This is a genomic window from Desulfogranum mediterraneum DSM 13871 (genome assembly GCF_000429965.1).
GTDB classification, from domain to species: domain Bacteria; phylum Desulfobacterota; class Desulfobulbia; order Desulfobulbales; family Desulfobulbaceae; genus Desulfogranum; species Desulfogranum mediterraneum.
In genome coordinates this window covers 68736-91969 of sequence record NZ_AUCW01000023.1, presented here as the reverse complement: position 1 = coordinate 91969, position 23234 = coordinate 68736, and the positions used below count along the sequence as shown (strand labels likewise).

The following is a 23234-nucleotide window of genomic DNA, read 5'->3' as shown; positions in this document are numbered from 1 at the left end:
GTTTTCCTCCGCTTCAGAGCCCTGCTTTCCGCGGTGGGCCGGCCGTTGACCAGGAGTTGGATCTCGGTGATGGGATGCTTGGACTGGGGGGTGATCAGACACTGCAGCTCCAGCCGGTCCCCCTGGACCTGATGTCGGAGCTGGCTTGGCTTGATCAACTCGATCAGAGGCGGCAGAATCGAGGCGGTATCCACGACTTCCGTCCTCCGTGAGCGGCCGGCAATCCGGATGGCCTCCTCCTCGCTGCCGCTGCGGATCAGGGCCTGGATGATATCGGGCCGGTAGAGACTGGATTGAAAACGGGAGGCCGGATAAAACCGGGCTGCTTTTCCCGGGCCGCCATTGACGTGAAAGCCCACATACTTGTCCCCCTGGGCGCTGGCCGTATAGTAACCGGACCGGGACCAGGCCACCCACTCGCCATCACTACCGGCGAAAAAATTGAGCAAGGGATAGATCTTCTTCTTGCCCTGGCTGAGCTCTCCCAGGTCCCAGAGTTTGAGGGTCTGGTCAGCAGATCCTGACAGCAGCCGATCCCCTTCAACGGCCAGGGACCAGACCTCACTGGTGTGACCAATGAACTGAGCGACCTCCTCCCCCTTCCGGTTATAGGCAGCAAGATGGCCATTACCCCCTCCCGAGATGATGAGTCCCTCACCCGTAAAGCCGTAAACTCTATGCCGATACCCATTGAAAGTCTTCCGGATAATACTCGCCTCTTCCTGCCCAGCCCTGCTGATCACCAGCGTGGCATCAGAAAATGCGTATGCCCCTCCCTTACGATGACTCAGGGACCAGTCCTGATAAAGCGTCTTCATTCTCTGGGCCGCGATATCTGAATCGCCGACAGTAAAGCTGCTCAGGTCGAAACGGTGCTCCAGGGGATTGGCATGTTTTTTTACACCCTGTTTCCAGGTCGTACCCCAGTGCAGGCCGCCCCGATCAAGGCCCACCGCCCAGACGGCCCTGCCGCTGCCTCCAATATGGCCCAGCGCCTTGCCGTTCTTCCAGAAGTAGACATCCTTATTATTTCCACCGGCAGTGACCGCGGTGTTGTCGGCCAGAAAGGCCGTCGCCATAACCAGATTGTCATGTTTGCTGAAGCGGCTCTGCTCACGAAAATCAGCGGCCACATCATAGACGATGGCTCCCCAGGGAGCAGAGCCGGTTCCAGCCAGGAGCTGGCCCCCATCTGGGGAGAAGCTGAGGCCCGTCGGGTTAGTCGGGCTGTTGATGGTCTTGTGGAGGCGGAGCTCATGGTCAAAAACAAGAATCTGCTTATCCGATTGAGCACCGGATACCGCCAGCCACTCCTTGCCCACGGCAATATAATCAAGATCATGGCTGTGTTTATAGCTCTTCTTTAGCCTGCCGTCTTCCCAGAGAATCAGCTGCTCATCATCACCAACCGAAACGACTCGCTTGTCGGCTAAAAATCGGACACCGTAGACATCATCCTGATGCCCCTCCAGGCTCGCCTCCAAACTAAAGTCATCCGCCACCCTCCAAAGCTTGACCGTCTTGTCCCCTGAGCCGGATGCCAGCAGGCTGCCATCCGCACTAAAAACCAAATCATTGACCACATTGGTGTGCCCTTTGAGGAGACGATGCAGTTTACCGCTGGAAAAATCATAGATCCGAACTTTATGGGCTTCTTCATCTGCTCTGGCTTTCTTGCCGCTAAACCGCCCCAAATAGCCCCCGACCGCCAACCAGCGATCATCCGGAGAGAGGGCGACGGCATAGACCTTCCCTTCTGAGCCCGGCCCGATCTGCCCCAGGATCTTGGCCACCTCCTTGCGGGTCTTGATATCCCAGACCCGGATGGTCTTGTCATCCGAGGCAGAGATCAGGTAACGGTTATCCGAGCTGACCACCAGATCTCTGATGATACCCTTATGCCCGCCGCTATCCACGCTCAGAAGAGGCTGCCCTGCTGCGCCGGCAGGACCGGCTGGACCGGCCAAAAAGAGGCTCACCCCCAGGATAAAAAGGGCAACAACACCACAAAAACGATTTATCTCTCTCCTCATACCAGTCTCCCCTCCCCTTCCGGGACGATGCCATCCAAAACATCTATTGCCGTTTCAGCTCAACCCGGCGACACATCTGATACCATTCTTCCTGACTGTAGTCTGCCCCATCGGCAAGCTGATAGGGTTCTCTCTCGCCCCGGGCCTCCACCTGGATCCTGCCGCCATAGCTCGCTGCCCGCAGATAACGCTCTACAGCTTCTGCTCTCTGCAAAGAGAGCTGTTCATTATACGCCTCCGAGCCAATGGGATCGGTATGGCCGACCAGGGTGATGTCAGGCTGTCCCTGTTCGGAGAGTTCCCTGAACAGGGCGCTGACAGCCTCTTCCCCCTTGGCGGTAAAGGTTGAGGAATCGTAGACAAAACTAACCGGTATCGCCACCTGCTTCGGGGTAAATCCACGAAAGGAGAGGCCGGCAAGCCCGCCGGCCTTACCAGCCCTGTTGCTCGGACTGTGCACATAGCTGGCAGCCAGCAGCCTGCTCTGCTCCGCCTTTTTATAGACCTTGCCGATGATCTCAGGTGGTGGAGGGGTGACCGTCTCCTCCCTGTCAGAGATCTCATCCAAGGCCTCCTGGTAATAGAGTGAGGCCCTGGCATACTGCCTCTGCTCCGCCTCAACATCCCCCATCATTGCCAGGGCCATCCAGTAACGGTCAGCGGCCAGGGCTTTGTCCAGGGAGCTGACTGCCGCCGCCCTGTCCTGACCCTGCAACTGGAGCCTGGCCCTACTGACATGGGCGATGGCGAGCTGTTTACCGAGCCATCGACGAAAGGCGTGGCTGCAGTGATCATCAAAGGCGGCCTCGTCATGGAGACGACTCAAGACAACCGTATCCAGCTCTTCTGCCGCTCCGCGGCTCTGTTCAACAATATCACGGCAATCAGCATGGACCACAGCTCCTGCCTGCAAAAGGAACAGGGCCACTACTCCAAGACTCAAACCAAGGGATTGACCACTCTTTCTTTTCATTTTCTGATAAACTCCACAATAATCTGTTCCGCCTCTGTGGGAACCAGCTCCCATTTCTTAAGCAGTTCCTCCGCACCGGGAGGACGATCAGCCAACTGCACAACCAGGATGACACTCAGCTCCTCATCGATGATTTCCACCTCGAGTCCGAGCTGTTGCAACTCCCCCGCACAGCGTGCCGCTGCGGCCTGGGGATCGGCCACATAGAGAACCTGGGGGGCCTCAAACTGTTTGCTCAGCTGAGGACCGGAGAGCGGCAGCTGCCGACCCGGCAGAAACTGCTGCAACATCGGAGTGGTCACCAGCATCAGGGCAAAGGAGGCCGCCAGGGCCAGGCCGATATAGGGGGACATTTTTCGCGGTTCCTTCTTCAACAGTCCTTCCCTGTGCAGCCGAAAGAGAAGACGTTCCCGTCCCTGCTTGAGTTCTTTTTGAGAAACAGACATCAGGGCCTCTTCATGCTGGGCAAGAATAGCCGCTCGCAACTGCTCGCCCACTTCCCGATTCTCTTCCGAGGCATCATCGACCTCTTTTCCTGCCAATATTTCACACCAATCCTCCTCATCCTTGCTCCATCGCCCGTCTTCTCTGCTCATCACTGTTCTCCTCATCAATCAAGAGGTACACGCTTGCCAGAGGCTGATAAATCGCTCCCTGCAGGTTTTGACAAACTGCCTGGTGGCACCGTAGGTCTTGTCGATGATCACAGCCAGCTCTTTCTGGGATAACTCTTCGAGCGCGATCTGCTCAAAGGCAAACACGCACAGAGGGTTGCTCAGGGTATATTCCTTGTACAGTTTCCGAAAGGTCTCCCGCAGGCTGAAGGTCTCCTCGCCATCTGCACCGACAGCATAGGCCAACAGCTCATCCAGCCCTACCAGATTGACGGTCCGCTCCTGTTTGCGCAGATAGGCACTATAACTGTTGCGAAAGATGGCGTGAAAATAGGCCTTGGGGTGCTGCGGGCAATAGTTGCCCTTCTTTTTCTGGTGCTTGTCGAGATGTTGAATGAATTTGACGAAACTGTCGTGGATAATCTCCTCCCGATCGCTGTTCGGGCACCCTCTTCTGATGAGGTAGGCATGAAACTGGGGAGCAAAACAATCATAGAGTTTCTCGATGCTGCCCTTGCGCTGCCCTGGCTTGGCAAAGGAGGCTAACAGCGCCACCAGTTCACCGTTGCTCAGGTAGGTATAGTGATCTTTTGGAACAGCCATATCTCTCCTCAGGACCTTGAACGGTCAGGTTGACCGGCAACCTGACCGTTCAAGGGGTACATTACTTGGTAACCAGGAAGGTTGTCGCCGTATGCGCCAGGGTTCCGGCAGGCTCCTGAAGGACTACTGCCAGATCCTTGGCCACCACCTGACTGTTCCCCCAGGGCTGATAGACGTTGGTCTGAAAATCATACCCTCCTGTGAATACAGGACGATCATCGGTTCTGCAAATACCAATCAGAGCCTCTACCCCTTCAGGCCCGCCGACCACATAATCAACCGCCGCCGCATCACCGGGGATGACCACGGTCTGACCGGCCCGCAGCCTGTTATCCTGCTGGTAGCGATTGGGGTAGAGGATGGTCACCTGGCCGGAGGTGCCGACATCGAGCACGGTCAGGCGGCAGTCCTTTTCCGGAGTCGCCATGATCCGCGCTTTTTCGCCGTAACGGTAGACACTCTTTTCGGCACGCAGGTGCAGGCTAAAAGGAACGTTTTCAGGATGCAGCTCGACCGCAGCAGCGGCAACCGTTCCGGTGGTCGCCAGCGCCGGAACCGCAGGAGCAGGCCTTACCCCTGTTGCCGCAGGGATTACAGGAGTTGCAGGGACAGCAGGAGCAGCAGAGGCAGCAGTTTGGGCAGCACCATCAACGATCCTGATCACCTTGTTATACTCGGCATACTGATTTGCAGTGTCCTGACGGGCGACCACACTCAAGTCCTTGGCCAGGGCAGCAGCGCTCTGATGGACCGCCTTATAGGGGCCTGCCGGAGAGGTAAGGCCGGGCTTGATCAGTGGTGTGGCCGAAGTGGTGGCAATCACCTTGATCAACTCGGAGCCGACCGGTCCGCCGACCCTGAAGTCAAAGTTCTGCTTCTTGCCTGGAACCTGGACAATCTGTCCGGCCCTGACCCTGTTGTCCTGCTGAAACTGGTTGGGAAAGATGATGTGGACCTTCCCGGAAGTTCCCACATCAAGGATGGTCAGGTATGCATCCTTATTGGGCTTGATGCTGAGGGTGACGGTATCTCCTGCCCGATAGGTATTATCCTGGTGATCGACCCAGGCCGTTACCGCCAGGTCGCTTTGCGGAACCTGCAGATCGGTCATGGGCCGTTGCTCCACGCTGAGGTCCCGGCTTATGGCCTGACCCGGAACCGCCATATCAGCGTAAACAGCGGGGATCGCGCTCATAAAGAGAGCCGTTGCAGCCAGGGCAATGATCATATTTTGAGATGTAACTTTCATGGGGTATCCTCCTTGGATGATATAATAAGTGTAGCGTTATTGATGGTATTGACAGTTATGAGCGGGCAGGCCCGCTCCACTGGTCTACGGTGCAGGGTATTAGAGGTTCTGACCCAGATCCGTCTCCCCCACCGCGATCGGTGACTGTTGACGTCTGCTTTTCTCTAAGACCTTGCTCCTGGCTTCTGCAAAGACGCGGTTAAAGTCGGTGTTAGCGCTGCCGTTCCGGAGTGCTTCCAGAAAACTGGTGATGAACAAGCCTCCTCTCACCGTCTCCAAGGCAGCCTGATCTTCTTCGGCAGCAGCATAGACCAAACCCTTGACCTGGCGTCCACCATCCAGACCACCTGCCATGTCTTTGGACTTGGTGCCAAACACCGTACCCATGGTACTGGCAAGCGATGGGGAGGCAGGGGCACCAAGCTCACCGCCTACAAAAAATTTGGTGCGGCTGGCAGAGAAGGATTTACGCAGACCGCCGCTGTGGCAGGCATCGATGAAGGTGATGACCTTGTCGGTGGCCAAACTGTTCACCCAGCGGGCAAATTCATCGTCTCGGACCAGGTGCCGTGCAGAGGGATAGGGGGCATCCTGGGCATCCTGCATCACGAAGCCCTCTTCAATCCCGTCCGCCTCATCCCCGTCATCGTCCCTGATGGTGCTGCCGTGTCCGGAGAAGAAGATCAACACCAGGTCCCCGGGCCGGGCACTCTGCCGCAGCCATTCCATCCCGCCCTGGAACTGGCTTTTCCTGGTATTCTCGATCAAGCGGATATGGCTCTCAGGTACCTGCAGTAATTGCTGCATCGAATTCTTAAAGTTTCTGGCATCCTGATTGGGCTTGGTCAACGGAACCACATTGGCCCCCATGGCCAGGATATAGACCTTGCTCGCGGGAGCTGCCGAGGGGGCGGGAGGGGCGACCGTGTCCACGGGTGCTCTTCCGTCCACTATCTCAAAACTCACCTTTGCCGTGGCCCAATTATTCTCGGGAAGCCGCTCAACGACCTCCAGATCGCGGGCCAGATCTTTTGCCGAGGAATAGCTGAAATCCTTGGGCTGTTCTCCCGGGGTTGAGGTCCAGACCAGGTAGACATCTTCCATCCCTGCCGGTCCCTTCGCCCGAAAGGAGAAGGTATCATTGGCGCCACCGGCTCCGTAACGCCGACCACTCTGCACCATGCCGTTGCCACTGTATTTATTGGGAAAGATCTTGCTGACCCGTCCGGAGGTACCGATATCCCAGAGCGAGACATAACCGCTCTGGCTGGAGGAAAAGGTAAAGGACACCGGTTGACCTATCTGGACGGTGTGCGCATTGATAGCGATCTCCAGGGCCTGATTGTTGTTGGAAGGGAGTACCTCAATGTCTTTGTCGTAGGACGCTGCTGCTGACAGCGGCAGGGCAAAACTGCCCAGGGCAAAGATGGTGGTAGCCGCAAGAACAATGGTTGTAAAGCCTTTCAGTCTCATTGATTACTCCTTGATAGCTGGTTGCAGGGAATAGTTGATATGCGTTTCCGTATAGTTCTGTTCAGGCAGGGCAAAGAATCGATGCATCGGCCCGTCACTGAAGAGCACCGGGAAATGAGTGGGGATCACCCGCAGAGGCTCCATCTTCAGGCTGAGCCCACCACCCTGCTCGCGGGGCGTATTGGACGGCAGGGTGGTCAGAATAAGCTTCACCGTCTCTTCCCCGACCGGGCCGTTCATGCTGAGATAGCCCTCCTTGGGATAGCGATAGACACTGCCGGCCTCGATGAAATTAAACGGTTGCTGGCTGTTCGGATAGATCCGCTGCACCATCCCACTTGAGCCGAAATGATAGACACTGACATAGCCGCTGGTGTCAGAGGTGTAGTAGATGGCGACCTTACTGCCGATCCGGATCGTGGTACCATCACTGGATTCAATCCAGGAGCGGAGCAACGGCCGTTTCAACTCCTGGTCCCCATTATCAACCAATGGCGCCGGAGCCAGCTCAAGATACTTTGCCAGGAAGCTGCTCAACTCTTTGCCCAGGGCCTCTTCCCTGTCCTGGCGATATTTGCTTTTCCTGCTGCCCAAGAGTTGCCCCTGATGATCCTTCACTCGTATCTCCACCGGGGTGTACTCTTGACTGACAACACCCTTGACCGGCGCAGTCACCACTGCCTCGACCACCATCTTTGCGGCTACAGGGGTGATGATCAGATTTTTCGCATAGCCCACAGGGACCTGGCCAGGTTGCTCGACCCGCTCAGAGACCAGCACCAAGGTGGCGCTCTGCTGCAAGATCTCCTCGAGCATGGCCTTTATCCGTGCCTTGACAACTGTAACAGCTGTACCTGCCGCAGCTGTTGCCTCCTGGTCCTGGCCGCTGGCCACCTGCAGCCCGACCGGGACTGCCTGGCCGGGGACGACCCGATTTTCCGCCTGCTGCAGCTGTTGCGCTGTCGGCGGCATGGCCGGGATCACCATATCGGCCCTGACGACCTGGGTCATGACCAGGGTTCCCACCACCAGAGTGCATACAGCGAGATGTCTGCTCCATTGTTTCCTCATTGTCTCGGTCCCTCCTTAATTTTTGCTCTCGTAAAGCGGTAAGGTTATAATCGCGCTATTCCACTCATGTTGGTTTCGCTCCAGGAGCGCACCTGCCAAGGCGCTTATCAACTGTTCAGGCGTATGGGGAAGAACGGTCAGCGGACTGTCGGCGGTCCCAGGGGCCGGCTGGGGACCGGCAAGTGGCTCCAGGGTGGAAATCAGAATATAGGTTTCGACCCCCTTTGGCGGACTCAAGCGAAAACCAACCGGACTCTGCTCCCCGGGGAACTGCAGGGTCTGTCCGGAACGGGCCGGCTGATTCTCCAGCAGGGAGTAGACCTTTTCCGAAGAACTGATGCTGTAGAGGCTCAGATAGCTCTCGGCCATGGGGCGAAGATAGAGTTGCAGCTCCTGCCCGATCAGCAGCGGATCGTTTGCCGACCAGAGTTGCAGCCCGTATGGCGCAGCCGCATTACTCAGCCGTTCAAGCCCAAAGGGCTGATTGACTGCCCTATACGGGGATACGGTCTGTTGGCCGGCGCAGCCCGAGAGGGCCAGTAGGGACAGGGCCAAGACAATAAAGGCTCGTGTTTGTGTTTTGTGCATAGATGCTCCTCCGTTGGTTAAGTTGGATGGTCTCCTTAAAAGCTCGTGCCGAGGGTGATTGCCTCCCCTCTTGGCTGCTCTTTACCCAATCTGAGTAACAACCCTGGCAGAGTGTGATTATTTTTTTGCCTAAAAAAGGAAAAAAGATCTCTCCAGAGGTGAGGCCGCACGCCGGCAGGATCAATTAAGCCGACAATCCGGCAAGATATACCAGCGGCCAAGAAAACCAACCAGGATGCGGTCGGGAGGATCCGGAAAAGCGGTTCAAGCCAATGCCAAGGGAAAGAAGCCCTCTCCGGAACAGCAAGCGCCCGCCCTTTTGCCCCCTCTACCTTGTGATGTGATATTCCTTCTCTGCAAGCGACCAGCGCAACTGTCGGTTATACCGATCCTGGCGCCAGGTTTGCCTGAGCCGCAGGGCAAGCTTGGTGAGATATGCGCGGCTGTCTTGAATCACCTGAAGATCCTTGCCAGCGGCCAGCAGGTCATCGAGGGGTAGAGGATCTTCACTGACGATGGCCAGCAGCAGCCCGTCACCAACAGGTTCGCCTGCCGGCAGGCGAAAGCCATAATAGCTGTTGGGAATGACCACCGGCCTCTGGGCCTGGATCATATTCCCCTGCCCGGCCCTGTCACTGTAGCTGTTGGGAAAGAGTTGGGTCACCTCCTGATTGGCGTTAATATCCAGAACCACCAGATAACCGTCGACCGGGCTGGAAACTCGCAATTGGATTTCCTCACCCAGGCGAAGTCGGTTGGAGGGCAGTATATCCAGGCTGATCTTCGCCCCGTTATCATGGGCCAGGATATCGGTCACCCCCTGACCGATCTCACCCTGGACAGAATCCTGACCATAGCCAAAGGAGAAAAACACCGGTTCAGCCAATCTTTCGGCGCTTGTCTCCAGGCTTGGGGTCAGGCCAAGGGTACAGGCCGCAGCATGACGGCGGCAAAAAGCTGCTGACTCCCGCTGAACATAGTCAAGCAGTTCGCTGTTGGTCACCCTGCCGTTACCGTTGCCATCGGCCAAGCCCTGCTCCACCCCGTTGAGAAAGGCATTGGTGAAAACCCCACTCATGGGGCTCAGCTCGTTATTTTCCAGGGCCGACTGACTTGCAGAAACCGCACTCCAGACCAGACGCGAACCGTTGCCCTTGAGAAAGCTCTCTTCACGACGGGTCGAGCGAAACTGTGCCTTGAGAAGCGAACGCTCCTGCCTGCGCGGAAAGACAGGGATCTTGAGCAGGCCTTGCTCCTTGCTCAAGCCCACGCCCCTGGCCATGGTCCCCGAATGGCAGGAGTCGATGACCACCACCACCTGCCGATCAGCCAGGGCCTCTAAGACCCGGCCGATCTCATCGTCGCTCACCATCTTCTCTATGCTGGAATCTTCACGCCTGAGGCTATCATAACTCACCAGGGTTTCATCGACCCGATCCTGCTCGTCACCGTCAAGATCAGGCTGAAAGTAGCCATGGCCGCTATAGTAGAAAAAAATCCTATCCCCTGCCTCCGAGCCTGCAACCAGCCAGCTGTCAAGGCTTGCCAGGATGTTCTTCCTGGAGGCCTCCTGGTTGAGCAGGACCTTGATCTGCCCTTCCGGGAAGCGGAGCCGGTCGGTCAGAAAGGAGTGCACCCGTTTGACATCATTGACCGCACCTCGTAGGGGGCGAACGTTTGCATACCGGTCTATACCGATCAACAGGGCCCGATCGGCGGCGAGCAGCAGCGCCGGCACCAGCCAGCAGAGGAGTAGAGTGGACAACATCAGCTTTGTTTTCATCTTTCGGCCATCTCCTGCCAGGGTGAAAGGTTCACGCTTATAGATTGGGGAAACACGACCCTGTTTCGGCCAGCAACCCTTCCCCCTGGAACGGGATGGACCGAGGCGGGAAGCGCTCCTATTGTTCCGTTTTTTTGGCGCTATACAGGCCGACAATACCGGCCTGCACATCCCCCTTCCGCTGGATGGCCTGCATGAACTCCCGGAGTTCTGCATAGCCAGCCCGCCCCCCTGCCAGCAAGCGGTGGAGAGCAGGCAAAGGTTGTTTCGTGGCCAGGGCAACAAGGTGCTCGGCGCCAAAAGGCGGGCTAACCTCGAGATCAACGCTAAAGGAGGCCATAATCGGCAGGGAGAGAGGATCGACAGGCTCGGTCTCCCTCAGGGGATACAACAGTTCCGCCCTACCGTCAGGCCCCAGGGCAAAGAGGGTGACATGGTTGAAGCGGCGCCCCTGGAGGGTGAAGGTGGTCTGTTCCATCTCGGCATAGCGTTTCCCGCCTCCGGCAAAACGAAGCAGCAGGCCGCCGCGTTCACTCATCTGTTTGCCAAGATGCATCAGCCTGAATTTATCCACCACCCGTTGAAAATCGGCTACTCCCGGCCCGCAATGATCGGTAACGATATCGCCGATGCCGCTGATGACCTGGTCGGCATCCCTGTCCCAGACCAGATCGGCCACCCCCTCCTCTTTGGCCGCGACAACGCCCTTGAGCTGAGCAGGCAGCCTGCTGTCTGCTCTCCCCTGGTCGATGATTCGTACCTGTAAGGTTGCCTCTGAGAGCCGCTCCCTGGGAAGCACCACAGCGGGAAAGAGCACCTTGTCATCATCGGCGTGACCTCGGGGAAAAAAGGTCGGTTCCTGCCTGCCCTCTGTCACCATCCGGGTATTGGCCACGATATAGTGCACCAGTTCTCTTTTGGTTAAGGCACGGTCCTGATCCACATTGGCTGCGCCGCGGATGGCATTGGCAAAGGCCCAACTCAGGGCACCGCGTGCCTGGCCGTTGATCAGCAGTTCCGGGGTCTTCTTATCTTCTTCGCTTGAGGAGAAGAAGAGCACATGGGGCAGATTTGAGGGGGTGAGCATGGAGGAGGCAACCGCTGGGGGCGGGTGCTGGTCATCGGCAGGGCTGCCATAGTCGCCGATGCTGCGATGGCCAAGGGTCTGGACCCGGGAATCGATGGAACGCATCATGGTTCCGGAATAGCAGGAATCGGCAACAAAGATGATCCTCACCTTATCGGCAGCCCTGAACCATTGATTGATCTCATTATCAAGGATACGTTCACCACTCGCAGGCCCGTTCTCGATAAAATTTGCCAGGACAAAGCTCTCATCCCGCTGGTCCTCTTCACTGCCCGGGATCCGTTCCGGTTCACGCCCGCCATGACCGGCATAGGAAAAGACCACGGTATCTCCGGGCGCGGCCATCTCCACCAGCTCTTGCCAGCTTGAGCTGATGGCCCTGTAGGTCGCCTGCTCATCGAGAAGCTGGATAACTCTTGCCGCCCCCATTGCCCGGAGGGCAGCGGTGATATCATTGGCATCGTTCACCGCCCCCTGCAAAGGGGGATAATGTGTATAGGCATTAATCCCCACCACCAAGCCGTAGGTCTTGGCATGGGAGGCGGCTGCACACACAAGGCAACAGACCACAGCAAAAAAAACTCTCATAAGCATCTCCTGGGCTAAATCCTGGTCTCACTCATCGATCCCGTCTCTGGTTCCACTTTAAGCAGGCTGGAGGGTATCTCCCTCGTCTCCCAAAATGGAGCCCGGCGCCAACGCGGGCCTGGATCCACTTTTCCCTGAGGCCGCGGTACAAGGCAGTCAGTAAAGATAGCGGCCTCAACGTTCGCGACCATGGTGACTCCCTATGACGCAGCCGGTCTTGGTCGGCAAGGTCCAACAGATAGCTTGCCGCTGTTTACCGGCACAACGGTGCAACTGAACAGGGAGAAGACAGCTCTGTTGTTCAACAAAACCGGCCAGAGAAAATGAGACGAGGGGACCATAACCAGCGACAAAAGCGGGCAACCACAGCGGCCCCAGCTGGAATCAGGGATTCTCAAACAGTAGCACATTTCATTTTATGCTGTAAAATGAAATGGTTCTCAAGCCCCTCTTACCCCATGATTCTTTCTCCATCCCCACCGCAAAAATCATAACAGTGCCAATGGCTCCAAACCTTTTTCCTGCTCCCCTGCAGCTTGGAAAAAACCTTTGAAAAAAAAGAGCAGCCAAGCTGCATTATGTCAGTTATTTTTATTTTTTTTAGAGGGAGAGAGGTGAAAAGAGGCCAAAACCTGTGGTGCTGACGAGCTGGCCCCCCTCTCAGAATCTTTGCAGCCGTTCATGAACTGACAGCATTGCGTACCCTGGAAGTCGGCAGCAAAATCAGCCACACGGTAGAAAAAACAGCAGACTCCCGCAGTAGAGGGTTCGCTCTTTACCGACCTGGCTTATCAGTAGAAAAAATGGAAGCCCATCGTACACCCCCTGCCTCCTAAAGTTCCCTTGCAAACAACAACTGCTGAATGCTCCGGCTGCACCAGGGGCAGCTACAGGCCTGATCCGTGTTCAAGACCGTGGTCTTTGCCGCATGACCGAAGCTGATCAGTGCGGCACGATCAAGCTCGGCACCCTCTTCGACAACACAGAGACCCGGATCAGGGCCCGGCACCGAGGCCTGCTCAAGAAACTGCCTGCCAAAACGGAGGATCCCATCGAGTTGATCCGCGGGGATCAGTCCGGTAAAGCAGATCGAGCGCAGATCGAGCTGTTGTGGCAGGTATAGGAGATAAGCTCATCAACAAAGGTGTGCCCTCTTCCCCTCGACTCCCCAGCCACCAGCGAGCCGCTCGCCACCGAGAGCTCCCCTGCCAAGCCATGCCCAGGCTCCAGGAGAGGGGACAGGGGAGGCTCCCCTCTCCGACCTCTGTTGACGGCGAGGCCAAGATCCAGGCTGGAGGTATCGGTAAAAGTAAGATTTGGTCATTATAAAGAAAAGGATGTTTCGCCTGAGACCATGGTGTTATAGTGCCACCGAAACAAACCATTAACACCCTGACAGATCGACCTTTATAGCAACGACAGCCATCTACCGCCTCCGCCCCCCCTGCCGGGGCCATGGTTTCTTCTTGGCTTGAACAACATGCATCACGGCGAGGTTCGTGCAATGAATATCCAGGTCTCGGCATCTGAAAAAAGCCTCTACGCCCACTGGCAGGCATTCACCCACAGCAGAGAGCGCAGCCTCCCAGGGGTCCGTGAAGCCATTCTCCAATCCTGGCACCGCTGTCTGGAGGCCGGAGTCGACCCCCTGGATAGCGCGCCCCACGATCGCATCGCCGGCGACCGGCTGGCAGCGGCGCTCAAGGACCGGGAACAGTTGCTCGGGGTTGCCCGTCCCTTCATGGCCGACCTCTACGATATCGTCAGGGGAACCGGCTTTGTGGTGGTTCTCTCCAACCAGGAGGGCTATATCCTGGAGTTCTTCGGCGATCCCGAGGCAACAGCCACCCCCCTGACCAGCAACTTTACCGTCGGCGCCAGCTGGCAGGAAAGGGATGCCGGCACCAACGCCATCGGCACGGCCCTGGAGGAAAGACGGCCGGTACAGATAACCGGGCCGGAACACTTCTGCCATAAACACCATGGCCTCACCTGCTCGGCGGCACCGATCACCGACCCTGACGGACAGCTCCTGGGGATCCTCGACATCTCCGGTCCCTACCGCTGCGCCCATGCCCATACCCTGGGCATGGTGGTCGCCGCAACCAAGGCCATCACCGCCCAGTTGCGGATCATCAAGAAAAATAACCAGCTGGCAGTGGCCAACAAGAAGTTGGTGAATTTTTTCAACATGGTTTCCGAGGGTGTCTTGATTCTGGACGGTCACGGCTCCATCACCGAGCTCAATCCGGCTGCGGAAGGTATTTTCCGGAAGACACGCAAGGAGTTAACCGGAACCCGCTTTCAACAGCTGCTCTCCGGGGAATCCGGCTGCAGTGAGGTCACCGCCCTCCTGGCCTGCCGAAGCCCCCGATCCGAGCTTGAACTCTCCCTGGAAACGCCCCAGGGGCCCAGTCGCTGCCTGGCCTCTGCCGAACCGGTGCTCAACGAAGAGGAGCAACGCACCGGCAGCTTCATCACCCTCCGCCCCATCAAGGCGGTCCAAAACCTGGTCCATCGCTACAGCGGCTACCTGGCCTCCCTCCAGTTCAGTGATATCATCGGTGAGAGCCGGGAGATGCAGGAGGCCATCGAACTGGCCAAGCTCTCCGCCCAGAGCAGTTCCAATGTCCTGCTCCAGGGCGAATCAGGCACGGGCAAGGAGATCTTTGCCCAGGCCATCCACAACCAGAGCAGTCGCAGGGCAGCCCCCTTTATCCCCCTCAACTGCGGGGCCATCCCCAGGGAACTGGTGGGCAGCGAACTGTTCGGCTATGAGGACGGGGCCTTCACCGGAGCCTCCAAGGGCGGCAAACCGGGGAAATTTGAACTCGCCTCCGGCGGCACCCTCTTTCTGGACGAGATCGGCGACATGCCCCTGGAGCATCAGGCCGTGCTCCTGCGGGTGATCCAGGAAAAAACGATGACCAGGATCGGCGGCCTCAAGGTGATCCCGGTTGACGTCCGCCTGATCTGTGCCACCCATAAGAACCTGCTGGAGAAGGTCCGCAGCGGCACCTTTCGCCAGGACCTCTACTACCGGCTGAACGTGATGTCCATCACCATCCCGCCGCTGCGGGAGCGAACAGCAGATATCCCCCAGCTGTTCAGCCACTTCATCGAGAAACTCTCCAGGGATCGGGGAACCAGGCTATCGATAGATCATGACCTGATGCACTACCTCTACACCTACCCCTGGCCCGGTAATGTCCGTGAGCTCCAGAATGTGGCGGAACGGGCCGCCAACCTGGCCATCAACGGGGTGGTGGGAAGCAACCAGCTGCCCGGGGAGGTTACCCATCAGCGCGTCCAGACCGAGCCCAGCCCGATGATGCCCTCCCTGCAGTCAAGCCGCCACCAGCTCCGCAAACAGCGGCAGGAACGGGAGAAACAGCAGCTCCTCCAGCTGCTCAACCTCCATTACGGTAATGTCAGCAGGGTTGCCCGGGAGCTCGGCGTCTCCCGCAAGACCATCTACAACCGGATGCACCGCCACGATATTGCCAACTGAGCAGCTCAGCAGTGTAAAAGAGCTGTAACCCTCCAGCCGTCACAGAGGGTCACAGCCCTTTCACACCCCCTACACAGCCCGGACCGTTCCACTCCTGCCCCAGCTCCGATCTCCCCTCCATAAGCCCCTGCGCCGGCACCCTTTTCGGCCGATCCTGATATTTCAGCCGAAACCTTCACAACTGGCCCAATACCTGCTTACGGTAAGCAGAGAAGACCCAGAGACATCCTGAGAAAACACGCACCGTCCACACCGGTACCGCTGCAAATAAAAACCTGAAAGAACCAAAACAACCCACAACCACCAAAGCCTGCTCCTGAGCAAAGGCCCCGGCAGGTTGGCTCGTTTGTTTGAAGGGGAGGAAGATGAAGGCAATTCCTGTAGAAGAGGCCGTGGGCACCGTCCTCTGCCACGACATCACCCGGATTGTTCCGGGTGAATCCAAGGGTCCGGCCTTCCGGCGGGGCCACGTGGTCACAGACCACGATATTTCGACCCTGCTGGACATCGGCAAGGCCAATCTCTACGTCTACGACCCCAGGGATGGCTATGTCCACGAAGATACAGCTGCGCTGCGCCTGGCCGCCGCAGCTGCCGGGGCCAACATCACCTTAAACGGTCCCACAGAGGGCAAGGTGACCCTCAGCGCGGCCTGCGACGGCCTGCTGGAGATCGACACTGCCGCCCTGATGGCCTTAAACAGCCTGGAAGATGTCACCTTTGCCACGGTCCACAGCCATCAGTTCGTCCAAAAGGGACGCGCCCTGGCCGGCACCAGGGTGATCCCCCTGGCAGTACCCGAAGAACTCCTCAGCCAGGCAGAGGCCATCTGCAGCCGTAATGATCCGCTGATCCAGGTGAAGCCCCTGAAGGCAGCCCGGGTCGGGGTGGTCACCACGGGTAGCGAAATCTATTCAGGCCGGATCAAGGACGGCTTCGGGCCGGTGCTGCGCAGCAAGTTTCAGACCCTTGGCTCCACCGTGACCGAACAGATCCTGGTCTCAGACCAGGTCGAGATGACGGTCCAGGCCATTCGCTCCCTGCTGGCGGACGGTGCCGATCTGATCGCCGTCACCGGCGGCATGAGTGTCGACCCCGACGACCAGACCCCCCTTGCCATCCGCCAGACCGGAGCCGAGATCGTCAGTTACGGGGCACCCACCTATCCTGGGGCCATGTTCATGCTGGCCTATCTGGAGGGGGTGCCCCTGGTCGGCTTACCCGGCTGTGTGATGTACCACAAGGCCAGCATCTTTGATCTGGTCATCCCCCGGATACTTGCCGGAGAGCGTCTGGCCCGAAAAGAGATCGTGGCCCTTGGTCACGGTGGTTTTTGCGAGGGCTGCCCCAGCTGTCGCTACCCGGCCTGCGGTTTTGGAAAGATCTGAAGAGACACACCCCATTGAGAACCAAAAATGACCCATATGGAGGAACAAGAATGATCAAAAAGGAACTCATCATCAACGGCATCGTCCAAAACCTGGTGACCGAGGCCGACGAGACCCTGGCCCAGGTGCTGCGCAGCAACCTGGTGCTTACCGGCACCAAGGTCGGCTGTAACGAAGGGCAGTGCGGGGCCTGCAGCGTCCTGGTGGACGGCAAGGTCGTCCGTTCCTGTGCCATGAAGATGCGACGGCTGAAGGACGGCGCCAGGATCACCACCATCGAAGGCATCGGCACCCCGGACAACCTCCATCCGATCCAGATGAGCTGGATCGCCCACGGTGGCGCCCAGTGCGGCTTCTGTACTCCAGGTTTCATCGTCTCCACCAAGGGACTGTTGGACAGCAATCCCAATCCCAGCAGAGAGGATGTACGCGACTGGTTCCAGAAACACCGCAACGCCTGTCGCTGCACCGGCTACCAGCAGCTGGTGGATGCCACCATGGATGCGGCCAAGGTGCTGCGCGGCGAGATGAGCATCGACGAACTGGCCTTCAAGATTCCTGAAGACGGCCGGATCTGGGGCACCAAGTTTCCACGCCCCTCGGCCGTTGCCAAGGTCACCGGTACCTGCGATTACGGCGCCGACCTGGGGCTGAAGCTGCCCGAAGATACCCTGCGGCTGGCCCTGGTCCAGGCCGAGGTCTCCCATGCCAGGATCAAATCCATCGACACCAGCGAGGCAGGACTGATGCCCGGGGTGGTCAAGATCATCACCCACGCGGATATCAAGGGCAAGAACCGGATCACCGGCCTGATCACCTTCCCCACCAACAAGGGGGACGGCTGGGATCGCCCCATCCTCTGTGACGACAAGGTCTTCCAGTATGGCGACGCCATCGCCATCGTCTGTGCCGCCACCGAGAAACAGGCCAAGGCAGCTGCGGCCAAGGTGAAGGTGGAGTTGGAGGAGTTGCCCGCCTACATGAGCGCTCCTGCAGCCATGGCAGAGGACGCCATCCAGATTCACCCGGAAACCCCCAACGTCTACTTTGAGCAGCGGGTTGCCAAGGGTGAGGAGACCACACCGATCTTCGAGACCGCCGACCATGTGGTGGAAGATGACTTCTATGTGGGTCGTCAGCCCCACATGCCCATCGAACCGGATGTGGGTTTTGCCTACATCAACGACGAGAACAAACTGGTCATCCACTCCAAGTCCATCGGCCTCCACCTCCACCTCTACATGATTGCCCCGGGTCTGGGGGTTGAGCCCGAAGAGATGATCATGATCCAGAACCCTGCGGGCGGAACCTTTGGCTACAAGTTCAGCCCGACCATGGAGGCCCTGGTCGGTGCAGCGGCCCTGGCCACGGGCAGGCCGGTCTATCTGGGATATGACTACTTCCAGCAGCAGACCTATACCGGTAAGCGCTCCCCCTTCTTCATCAATGCCCGCTTTGCTGCCGATGAAAACGGCCGTCTGCTGGCACTGGAGACCGACTGGTCCGTTGACCATGGCCCCTACTCGGAGTTCGGTGACCTGCTGACCCTGCGTGGTGCCCAGTTTATAGGTGCAGGCTACGATATCGCCAATATCCGCGGCATGGGCCGGACAGTATGTACCAACCATGCCTGGGGCTCTGCCTTCCGTGGCTATGGTTCGCCCCAATCCGAGTTTGCCTCCGAAGTCCTGATGGATAAGCTTGCCGAAAAGATCGGCATGGATCCACTTGAACTCCGTTACAAGAACGTCTACCGCCAAGGGGCCACCACCCCCACCGGCCAGTCCCCTGAGGTCTGGAGCCTGCCCGAGCTGATCGACACCCTCCGTCCCAAGTACGAGGCTGCCAAGACCAGGGTAGCGGCCGATTCCACCGCAGAGATCAAGCGCGGGGTAGGCATCGCCCTGGGAGTCTACGGCAGCGGCCTGGACGGCCCTGACAGCGCTGAGGTCGATGCCGAACTGAACGCAGACGGCACGGTCTCCATCTTCACCACCTGGCATGAGCATGGCCAGGGCGCGGACATGGGAACCCTGGCGGTTGCCCATGAGGCGCTGCGCCCCCTGGGCCTGGCTCCGGAGCAGATCAGACTGGTGCTCAACGATACCAGCGTCTGCCCCAACGGCGGCCCGGCCGGCGGCAGTCGCTCCCAGGTCGTGGTCGGCCGCGGGATCAAGGTGGCCTGTGAGATGCTGCTCGACGGCATGGCCAAAGACGGCGCTTTCCGCAGTTATGCGGAGATGATCGCCGAGGAGATCCCCACCAAGTACCGCGGCAAGTGGACCGCTCCGGCCACGGACTGTGACGAGAATGGCCAGGGCAACCCCTTTGCCTGTTACATGTACGGCTTGTTCATGGCCGAGGTGGCCGTGGAGCTCAAGACCGGCAAGACCACGGTGGAGAAGATGACCCTGGTGGCGGATCTGGGTAAGATCGCCAACAAGCTGCTGGTGGACGGCCAGATGTACGGCGGCATTGCCCAGGGTATAGGCCTGGCCCTGACAGAGGACTTCGAGGATATCAAGAAGCACTCCTCCATGGTTGGCGCCGGTTTCCCCTATATCAAACAGATTCCCGACAACATGGAACTGATCTATGTGGAGTCTGAGCGGCCGGAAGGACCCTTCGGCGCCTCTGGTGCAGGTGAACTGCCCCTGACCGTGCCCCATGCTGCCATCATCAACGCTATCTACAACGCCTGCGGCGTGCGGGTAACCCACCTGCCGGCCCGACCTGAAAAGGTCCTGGCAGGACTGGCAGAGAAGTAAGAGCTCTCCCCCCTCCGGATGCGCTCTGCATCCGGAGGGAAAAATGAATTTAGGATACCTTGAACAATTCGCTTTTTCGCTCAAGCTGCGGTATGGCTAGCCCTTGGGGCAGGGATCAGCTCACAGCGCAGCCAGGGGACAGGAGCAAGGCCTTCGGCTCGCCCCGGGACCAACACGACTACCCGTTTAAAATAAAAAGAAAAAATAGCTGTTCAAGATAGCTTTAAGGATACCTTGAGAGTAAGGAGTGGCCATGGATCAACAGGAGTTGCGGGCCTGGGAGGCCCGCTGCATCCAGGAAGAGCCGCCGGGCTGTCGCGCCGGCTGCCCCCTGGGAGTGGATGGCCGGGCCTTTGCCCGGACCGTGGCCGAGGGCGAGATGGCGGCGGCCCGGGCTATCCTGGAAAAGAGCATGCCCCTTACAGGCATCGTCGCCCGGCTCTGTGAAGCGCCCTGTGAACAGTACTGCCTCCGGCAAGCCCTGGGCGGCGCCGTTGCCCTGGGCGAACTGGAACGGGCCTGTGTTGCCGCTGCCCCCTCCCAAGGCAAGATCCTGCGCCTGCCGCCCCGCCCCAAGAAGGTGGTGGTAGTGGGCGGCGGGCCCAGCAGCCTCTCCCTGGCCTTTGACCTGGGGAAAAAGGGGTATCCCGTCACCCTCTTCCACAGTGGCGAGCATCCGGGCGGCTGGCTCAACCGCCTGCCTGAGCAGGTCCTGCCCGCGGCGGTGCTTGAGGAGGAACTGGCCCGCCTCCAGGATCTGGGGGTCAGTTTTCTCCCCATGAGCCAGCTGAGCCCGCAGCTGTATCAGGAGGCCGAGGGCTGCTACCTCGGCCAGGACGACGCCCTGCCCGGGGCCATCACCAGCCTGCTGAGGCAACCGGACCATCTCACCTTTGCTCTGCCCCAAACGGGCTGGTTCAGCGGCGGAACCAGTGACGAGGATGATCGTTTTCGCTTTATCAGCGATATATCCCAGGGCCGTGAGGCGGCAATATCCCTGGATCGTTTTCTCCAGGGCGCCTCCCTTACCGCCAGCCGGGTAGCACTGCGACACGGCCGGACCGAGCTGTTCACCCGCACCGACCAGGTAACACCGCGCCAACGTATTCTTCCGGCCGATCCCAGGGGCTACAGTCGAGGGGAGGCGCTCCAGGAGGCGAGCCGCTGCCTGGACTGCCAGTGCCTGGAGTGCGTCCGACACTGCCAGTACCTCCAAGCATTTGGCGCCTACCCCAAGGTCTATGCCCGCAGGATCTATAACAACTCGGCCATTGTCAGGGGCAATCACCAGGCCAACACCCTGATCAACTCCTGCTCGCTCTGCCGCCAGTGTGAGACCCTCTGTCCCAACGATTTCTCCATGGCCGACCTCTGCCTGGAGGCACGACAGACCATGGTCCGGGAAGAGCGGATGCCGCCTTCGGCCCACTGGTTTGCACTGGAGGAGATGCGCTCTGCCCGCAGCGAGGGGGCCCTGAGGCGCCACGCTCCAGGCACGACCAACAGCAGGGCCCTCTTTTTCCCCGGCTGCCAGCTGGCCGGGACGCGACCGGAGCAGACTCTGGCCCTCTATGAGCGGCTGCGTGAGCTGGAGCCGGAGACCGGAATCTGGCTGGATTGTTGCGCGGCTCCTGCCCATTGGGCAGGCAGCACAACCGAGTTTGCCGCGATTCTGGAACAACTGGAGACAGGCTGGAGCGAGATGGGACGACCACGGCTGATCACGGCCTGCTCGAGCTGTCTCCAGATCTTCCGGCAACACCTGCCGACCGTTCCGGTGGAATCCGCCTGGGTCGTGCTCGCCGCACATCCGCAGGCGGCAACAGGGACTCCCAGACCAGCGCTGGCCCTCTCCGACCCCTGCACCTCCCGGGATGACCCGCAGACCCAGGCCGCGGTCCGCACGATCCTGGCCCGGCTCGACCAAGCCCTGGCCCCCCTGGCCATGTCCGGTGAGCAGACCGAGTGCTGCGGTTTCGGAGGGCTGATGGAGAGCGCCAACCCCAAGCTGGCCCGCCAGGTTGCCGCAGCCAGGGTCGCCCAGACCGAGGCGGAGATCCTCACCTACTGCGCCATGTGCCGTGATCAGCTGGCCAGGGCCGGAAGGCCGGTATCCTACCTGCTGGACCTGCTCCTGCCGGAGCAGGCCCTGCCCGCCGCGACAGCCCCGGTTACCATCTCCGCCCGACGCAGCCAGCGGCGGCAGCTCAAGGCCGAGCTGCTGGCCAGGTATGCACCCCAGGAGGGTCCTGCGCCAGCCCCCTGGGAAGCACTCAAACTGAACATATCCGAGCCCGTGGCCGTGATGATGGAAGAGCGCAGGATCCTGGAGGACGACCTCCGCCAGCTCCTCTATCTGGCCGACCAGAAAAGGTTAAAGGAATCGATCGATCCGACCGACCCAGCCAAGACCCGGGGCTCCTGTTTTATCCATCCCGAGTCAGGCGCCAGGATCGCCTCAGCCCGCCTGGGCCAGGTCACCTTCTGGGTCGAGTATCAACAGGAGGCAGGAGTCTACCGGATTGAGCGCTGTTGGAGTCATCGCATGGTGATTCAAGGAGGTCGGCCATGAACCTGAGTTTTCTCCCCGCAGACATGAACTGGCGCTGCCAGAGCTGTGGAGCGACCCTCCAGCCGGGGATGGTGGAACTCCACTACCTGGGCAACGTCTTCAGGGTGGAGCTGCCCGTCTGCCCGAGCTGCTCGGCCGTGCTGATCTCCGAGGAACTGGCCACGGGCCGGATGCTGGAAATAGAACAGCTGCTTGAGGACAAATGAAACCGCTCTACCTGAGCACCCCGGTACGAGAGGCCCTGGGCCCCTGCCTGCGCCCGGGTGGCGAGGCCCTCAGCCGGCGCCTGCTGGAACTGCTCGCCCCCGGCCCTGAAGACCTGGTGGTGGACGCCGGTTGCGGTCCGGGCGCCACCCTGGGGATGCTGCAAGAGCAGGGAGTCACCAGGGCGGTGGGGCTCGATCTTGACCCGGGCCTGCTGGGCGAGGCCCGAGCCCACGGGGCCGAGCTTGCCCGGGCCGATCTGGCGAGGATGCCGCTGTTGAACGAGAGCGTGGATATGGTCCTGGCCGAGTGCAGCTGGAACCTCACAGCCAAAGAAGAGACCCTGGCAGAATGTGCCAGGGTGCTACGCCCCGGAGGCGCCCTGGGACTCAGCGATATCTACCTGCGCAGTCCGGGCAAGGGCCCGGAGAAAAACGGCTGGCCGAGCCACTCCTGTTTCTTCCAGGCAACGGACCTGGAGAGCGTGCAGTCCATGGTGTGGGCTGCAGGATTTGAGATCCTGCTCCTGGAGGATCACAGCCCGCTGCTCACCCGGACCGCTGCCGAGTTTGTCTTTGCCCATGGCTCGCTGCAGGCCTTCTGGCAGGCGGTCATGGGCAACTCTGAGCAGGCACGGGCAGCCTGCACGGCCTCCGCCACCAGCCGTCCCGGGCTTTTTCTGCTGATTGCAGTCAAGCCACCTGTACCGGCTTGTCCGAAACCGTAAAA

Annotated in this window: 17 protein-coding genes; 7 read left to right on the top strand and 10 right to left on the bottom strand. The window is 59.3% G+C overall.

What is annotated here, in order from left to right; translation table 11 throughout:
• The 10 genes from G494_RS0112355 to G494_RS25520 form a co-directional block, all read right to left on the bottom strand.
• A partial coding sequence (locus G494_RS0112355; protein WP_028584794.1) for a WD40 repeat domain-containing protein occupies nucleotides 1-2033 on the bottom strand: 2033 nt, incomplete at its 3' end.
• A 43-nt stretch (nucleotides 2034-2076) separates the two neighbouring features.
• Nucleotides 2077-3006, bottom strand: coding sequence for an OmpA family protein (locus tag G494_RS0112350; RefSeq protein ID WP_161629985.1), 930 nt, complete (start codon nucleotides 3004-3006; stop codon nucleotides 2077-2079).
• A complete protein-coding gene (locus G494_RS0112345) occupies nucleotides 3003-3602 on the bottom strand; it encodes a hypothetical protein (protein ID WP_028584792.1) in 600 nt (199 codons plus the stop codon). Before G494_RS0112345 ends, G494_RS0112350 begins: the two co-directional genes overlap by 4 nt.
• Nucleotides 3603-3620: 18 nt before the next feature.
• The gene (locus G494_RS0112340; protein ID WP_028584791.1) at nucleotides 3621-4223 is read right to left on the bottom strand and encodes an RNA polymerase sigma factor; all 603 of its coding nucleotides are present in this window, start codon (nucleotides 4221-4223) and stop codon (nucleotides 3621-3623) included.
• A 61-nt stretch (nucleotides 4224-4284) separates the two neighbouring features.
• Nucleotides 4285-5472 (bottom strand): DUF4384 domain-containing protein, encoded by a 1188-nt coding sequence (locus tag G494_RS0112335; RefSeq protein WP_084456767.1) that lies wholly within the window; start codon nucleotides 5470-5472, stop codon nucleotides 4285-4287.
• A 99-nt stretch (nucleotides 5473-5571) separates the two neighbouring features.
• Nucleotides 5572-6945 (bottom strand): caspase family protein, encoded by a 1374-nt coding sequence (locus G494_RS0112330; protein WP_028584789.1) that lies wholly within the window; start codon nucleotides 6943-6945, stop codon nucleotides 5572-5574.
• A gap of 3 nt (nucleotides 6946-6948) precedes the next feature.
• Complete coding sequence (locus G494_RS25525) at nucleotides 6949-8016, bottom strand: DUF4384 domain-containing protein (protein ID WP_084456766.1); 1068 nt, start codon at nucleotides 8014-8016, stop codon at nucleotides 6949-6951.
• Nucleotides 8017-8031: 15 nt separating this feature from the next.
• Nucleotides 8032-8604: a DUF4384 domain-containing protein gene (locus G494_RS0112320; RefSeq protein WP_028584787.1), complete on the bottom strand. Its 573-nt coding sequence runs from the start codon at nucleotides 8602-8604 to the stop codon at nucleotides 8032-8034.
• A gap of 328 nt (nucleotides 8605-8932) precedes the next feature.
• Nucleotides 8933-10387: a caspase family protein gene (locus G494_RS0112315; protein ID WP_028584786.1), complete on the bottom strand. Its 1455-nt coding sequence runs from the start codon at nucleotides 10385-10387 to the stop codon at nucleotides 8933-8935.
• A gap of 118 nt (nucleotides 10388-10505) precedes the next feature.
• On the bottom strand, nucleotides 10506-12062 hold the full coding sequence (locus G494_RS25520; RefSeq protein ID WP_028584785.1) for a caspase family protein: 1557 nt from the start codon (nucleotides 12060-12062) through the stop codon (nucleotides 10506-10508).
• A 928-nt stretch (nucleotides 12063-12990) separates the two neighbouring features.
• Between G494_RS25520 and G494_RS0112305 the strand changes: the two genes are divergently transcribed.
• From G494_RS0112305 to trsM, 7 genes are all read left to right on the top strand, one after another.
• Complete coding sequence (locus tag G494_RS0112305; protein ID WP_028584784.1) at nucleotides 12991-13185, top strand: hypothetical protein; 195 nt, start codon at nucleotides 12991-12993, stop codon at nucleotides 13183-13185.
• A gap of 381 nt (nucleotides 13186-13566) precedes the next feature.
• On the top strand, nucleotides 13567-15573 hold the full coding sequence (locus G494_RS0112300; protein ID WP_028584783.1) for a sigma-54-dependent Fis family transcriptional regulator: 2007 nt from the start codon (nucleotides 13567-13569) through the stop codon (nucleotides 15571-15573).
• A gap of 365 nt (nucleotides 15574-15938) precedes the next feature.
• Nucleotides 15939-16961, top strand: a complete 1023-nt coding sequence (locus G494_RS0112295) for a molybdopterin-binding protein (RefSeq protein ID WP_028584782.1) — start codon at nucleotides 15939-15941, stop codon at nucleotides 16959-16961.
• A gap of 50 nt (nucleotides 16962-17011) precedes the next feature.
• Nucleotides 17012-19729 carry a molybdopterin-dependent aldehyde oxidoreductase gene (locus G494_RS0112290; RefSeq protein WP_028584781.1) on the top strand — a complete coding sequence of 906 codons (2718 nt, stop codon included), beginning with the start codon at nucleotides 17012-17014 and terminating at the stop codon, nucleotides 19727-19729.
• A gap of 253 nt (nucleotides 19730-19982) precedes the next feature.
• Complete coding sequence (locus G494_RS0112285) at nucleotides 19983-22301, top strand: pyridine nucleotide-disulfide oxidoreductase/dicluster-binding protein (protein WP_028584780.1); 2319 nt, start codon at nucleotides 19983-19985, stop codon at nucleotides 22299-22301.
• Nucleotides 22298-22507: a DVU_1557 family redox protein gene (locus G494_RS0112280; protein WP_051305652.1), complete on the top strand. Its 210-nt coding sequence runs from the start codon at nucleotides 22298-22300 to the stop codon at nucleotides 22505-22507. The genes G494_RS0112285 and G494_RS0112280 overlap by 4 nt, the downstream gene beginning before the upstream one ends.
• On the top strand, nucleotides 22504-23232 hold the full coding sequence (gene trsM / locus G494_RS23240; protein ID WP_051305651.1) for a DVU_1556 family methyltransferase: 729 nt from the start codon (nucleotides 22504-22506) through the stop codon (nucleotides 23230-23232). Before G494_RS0112280 ends, trsM begins: the two co-directional genes overlap by 4 nt.
• Nucleotides 23233-23234 lie beyond the last annotated feature (2 nt).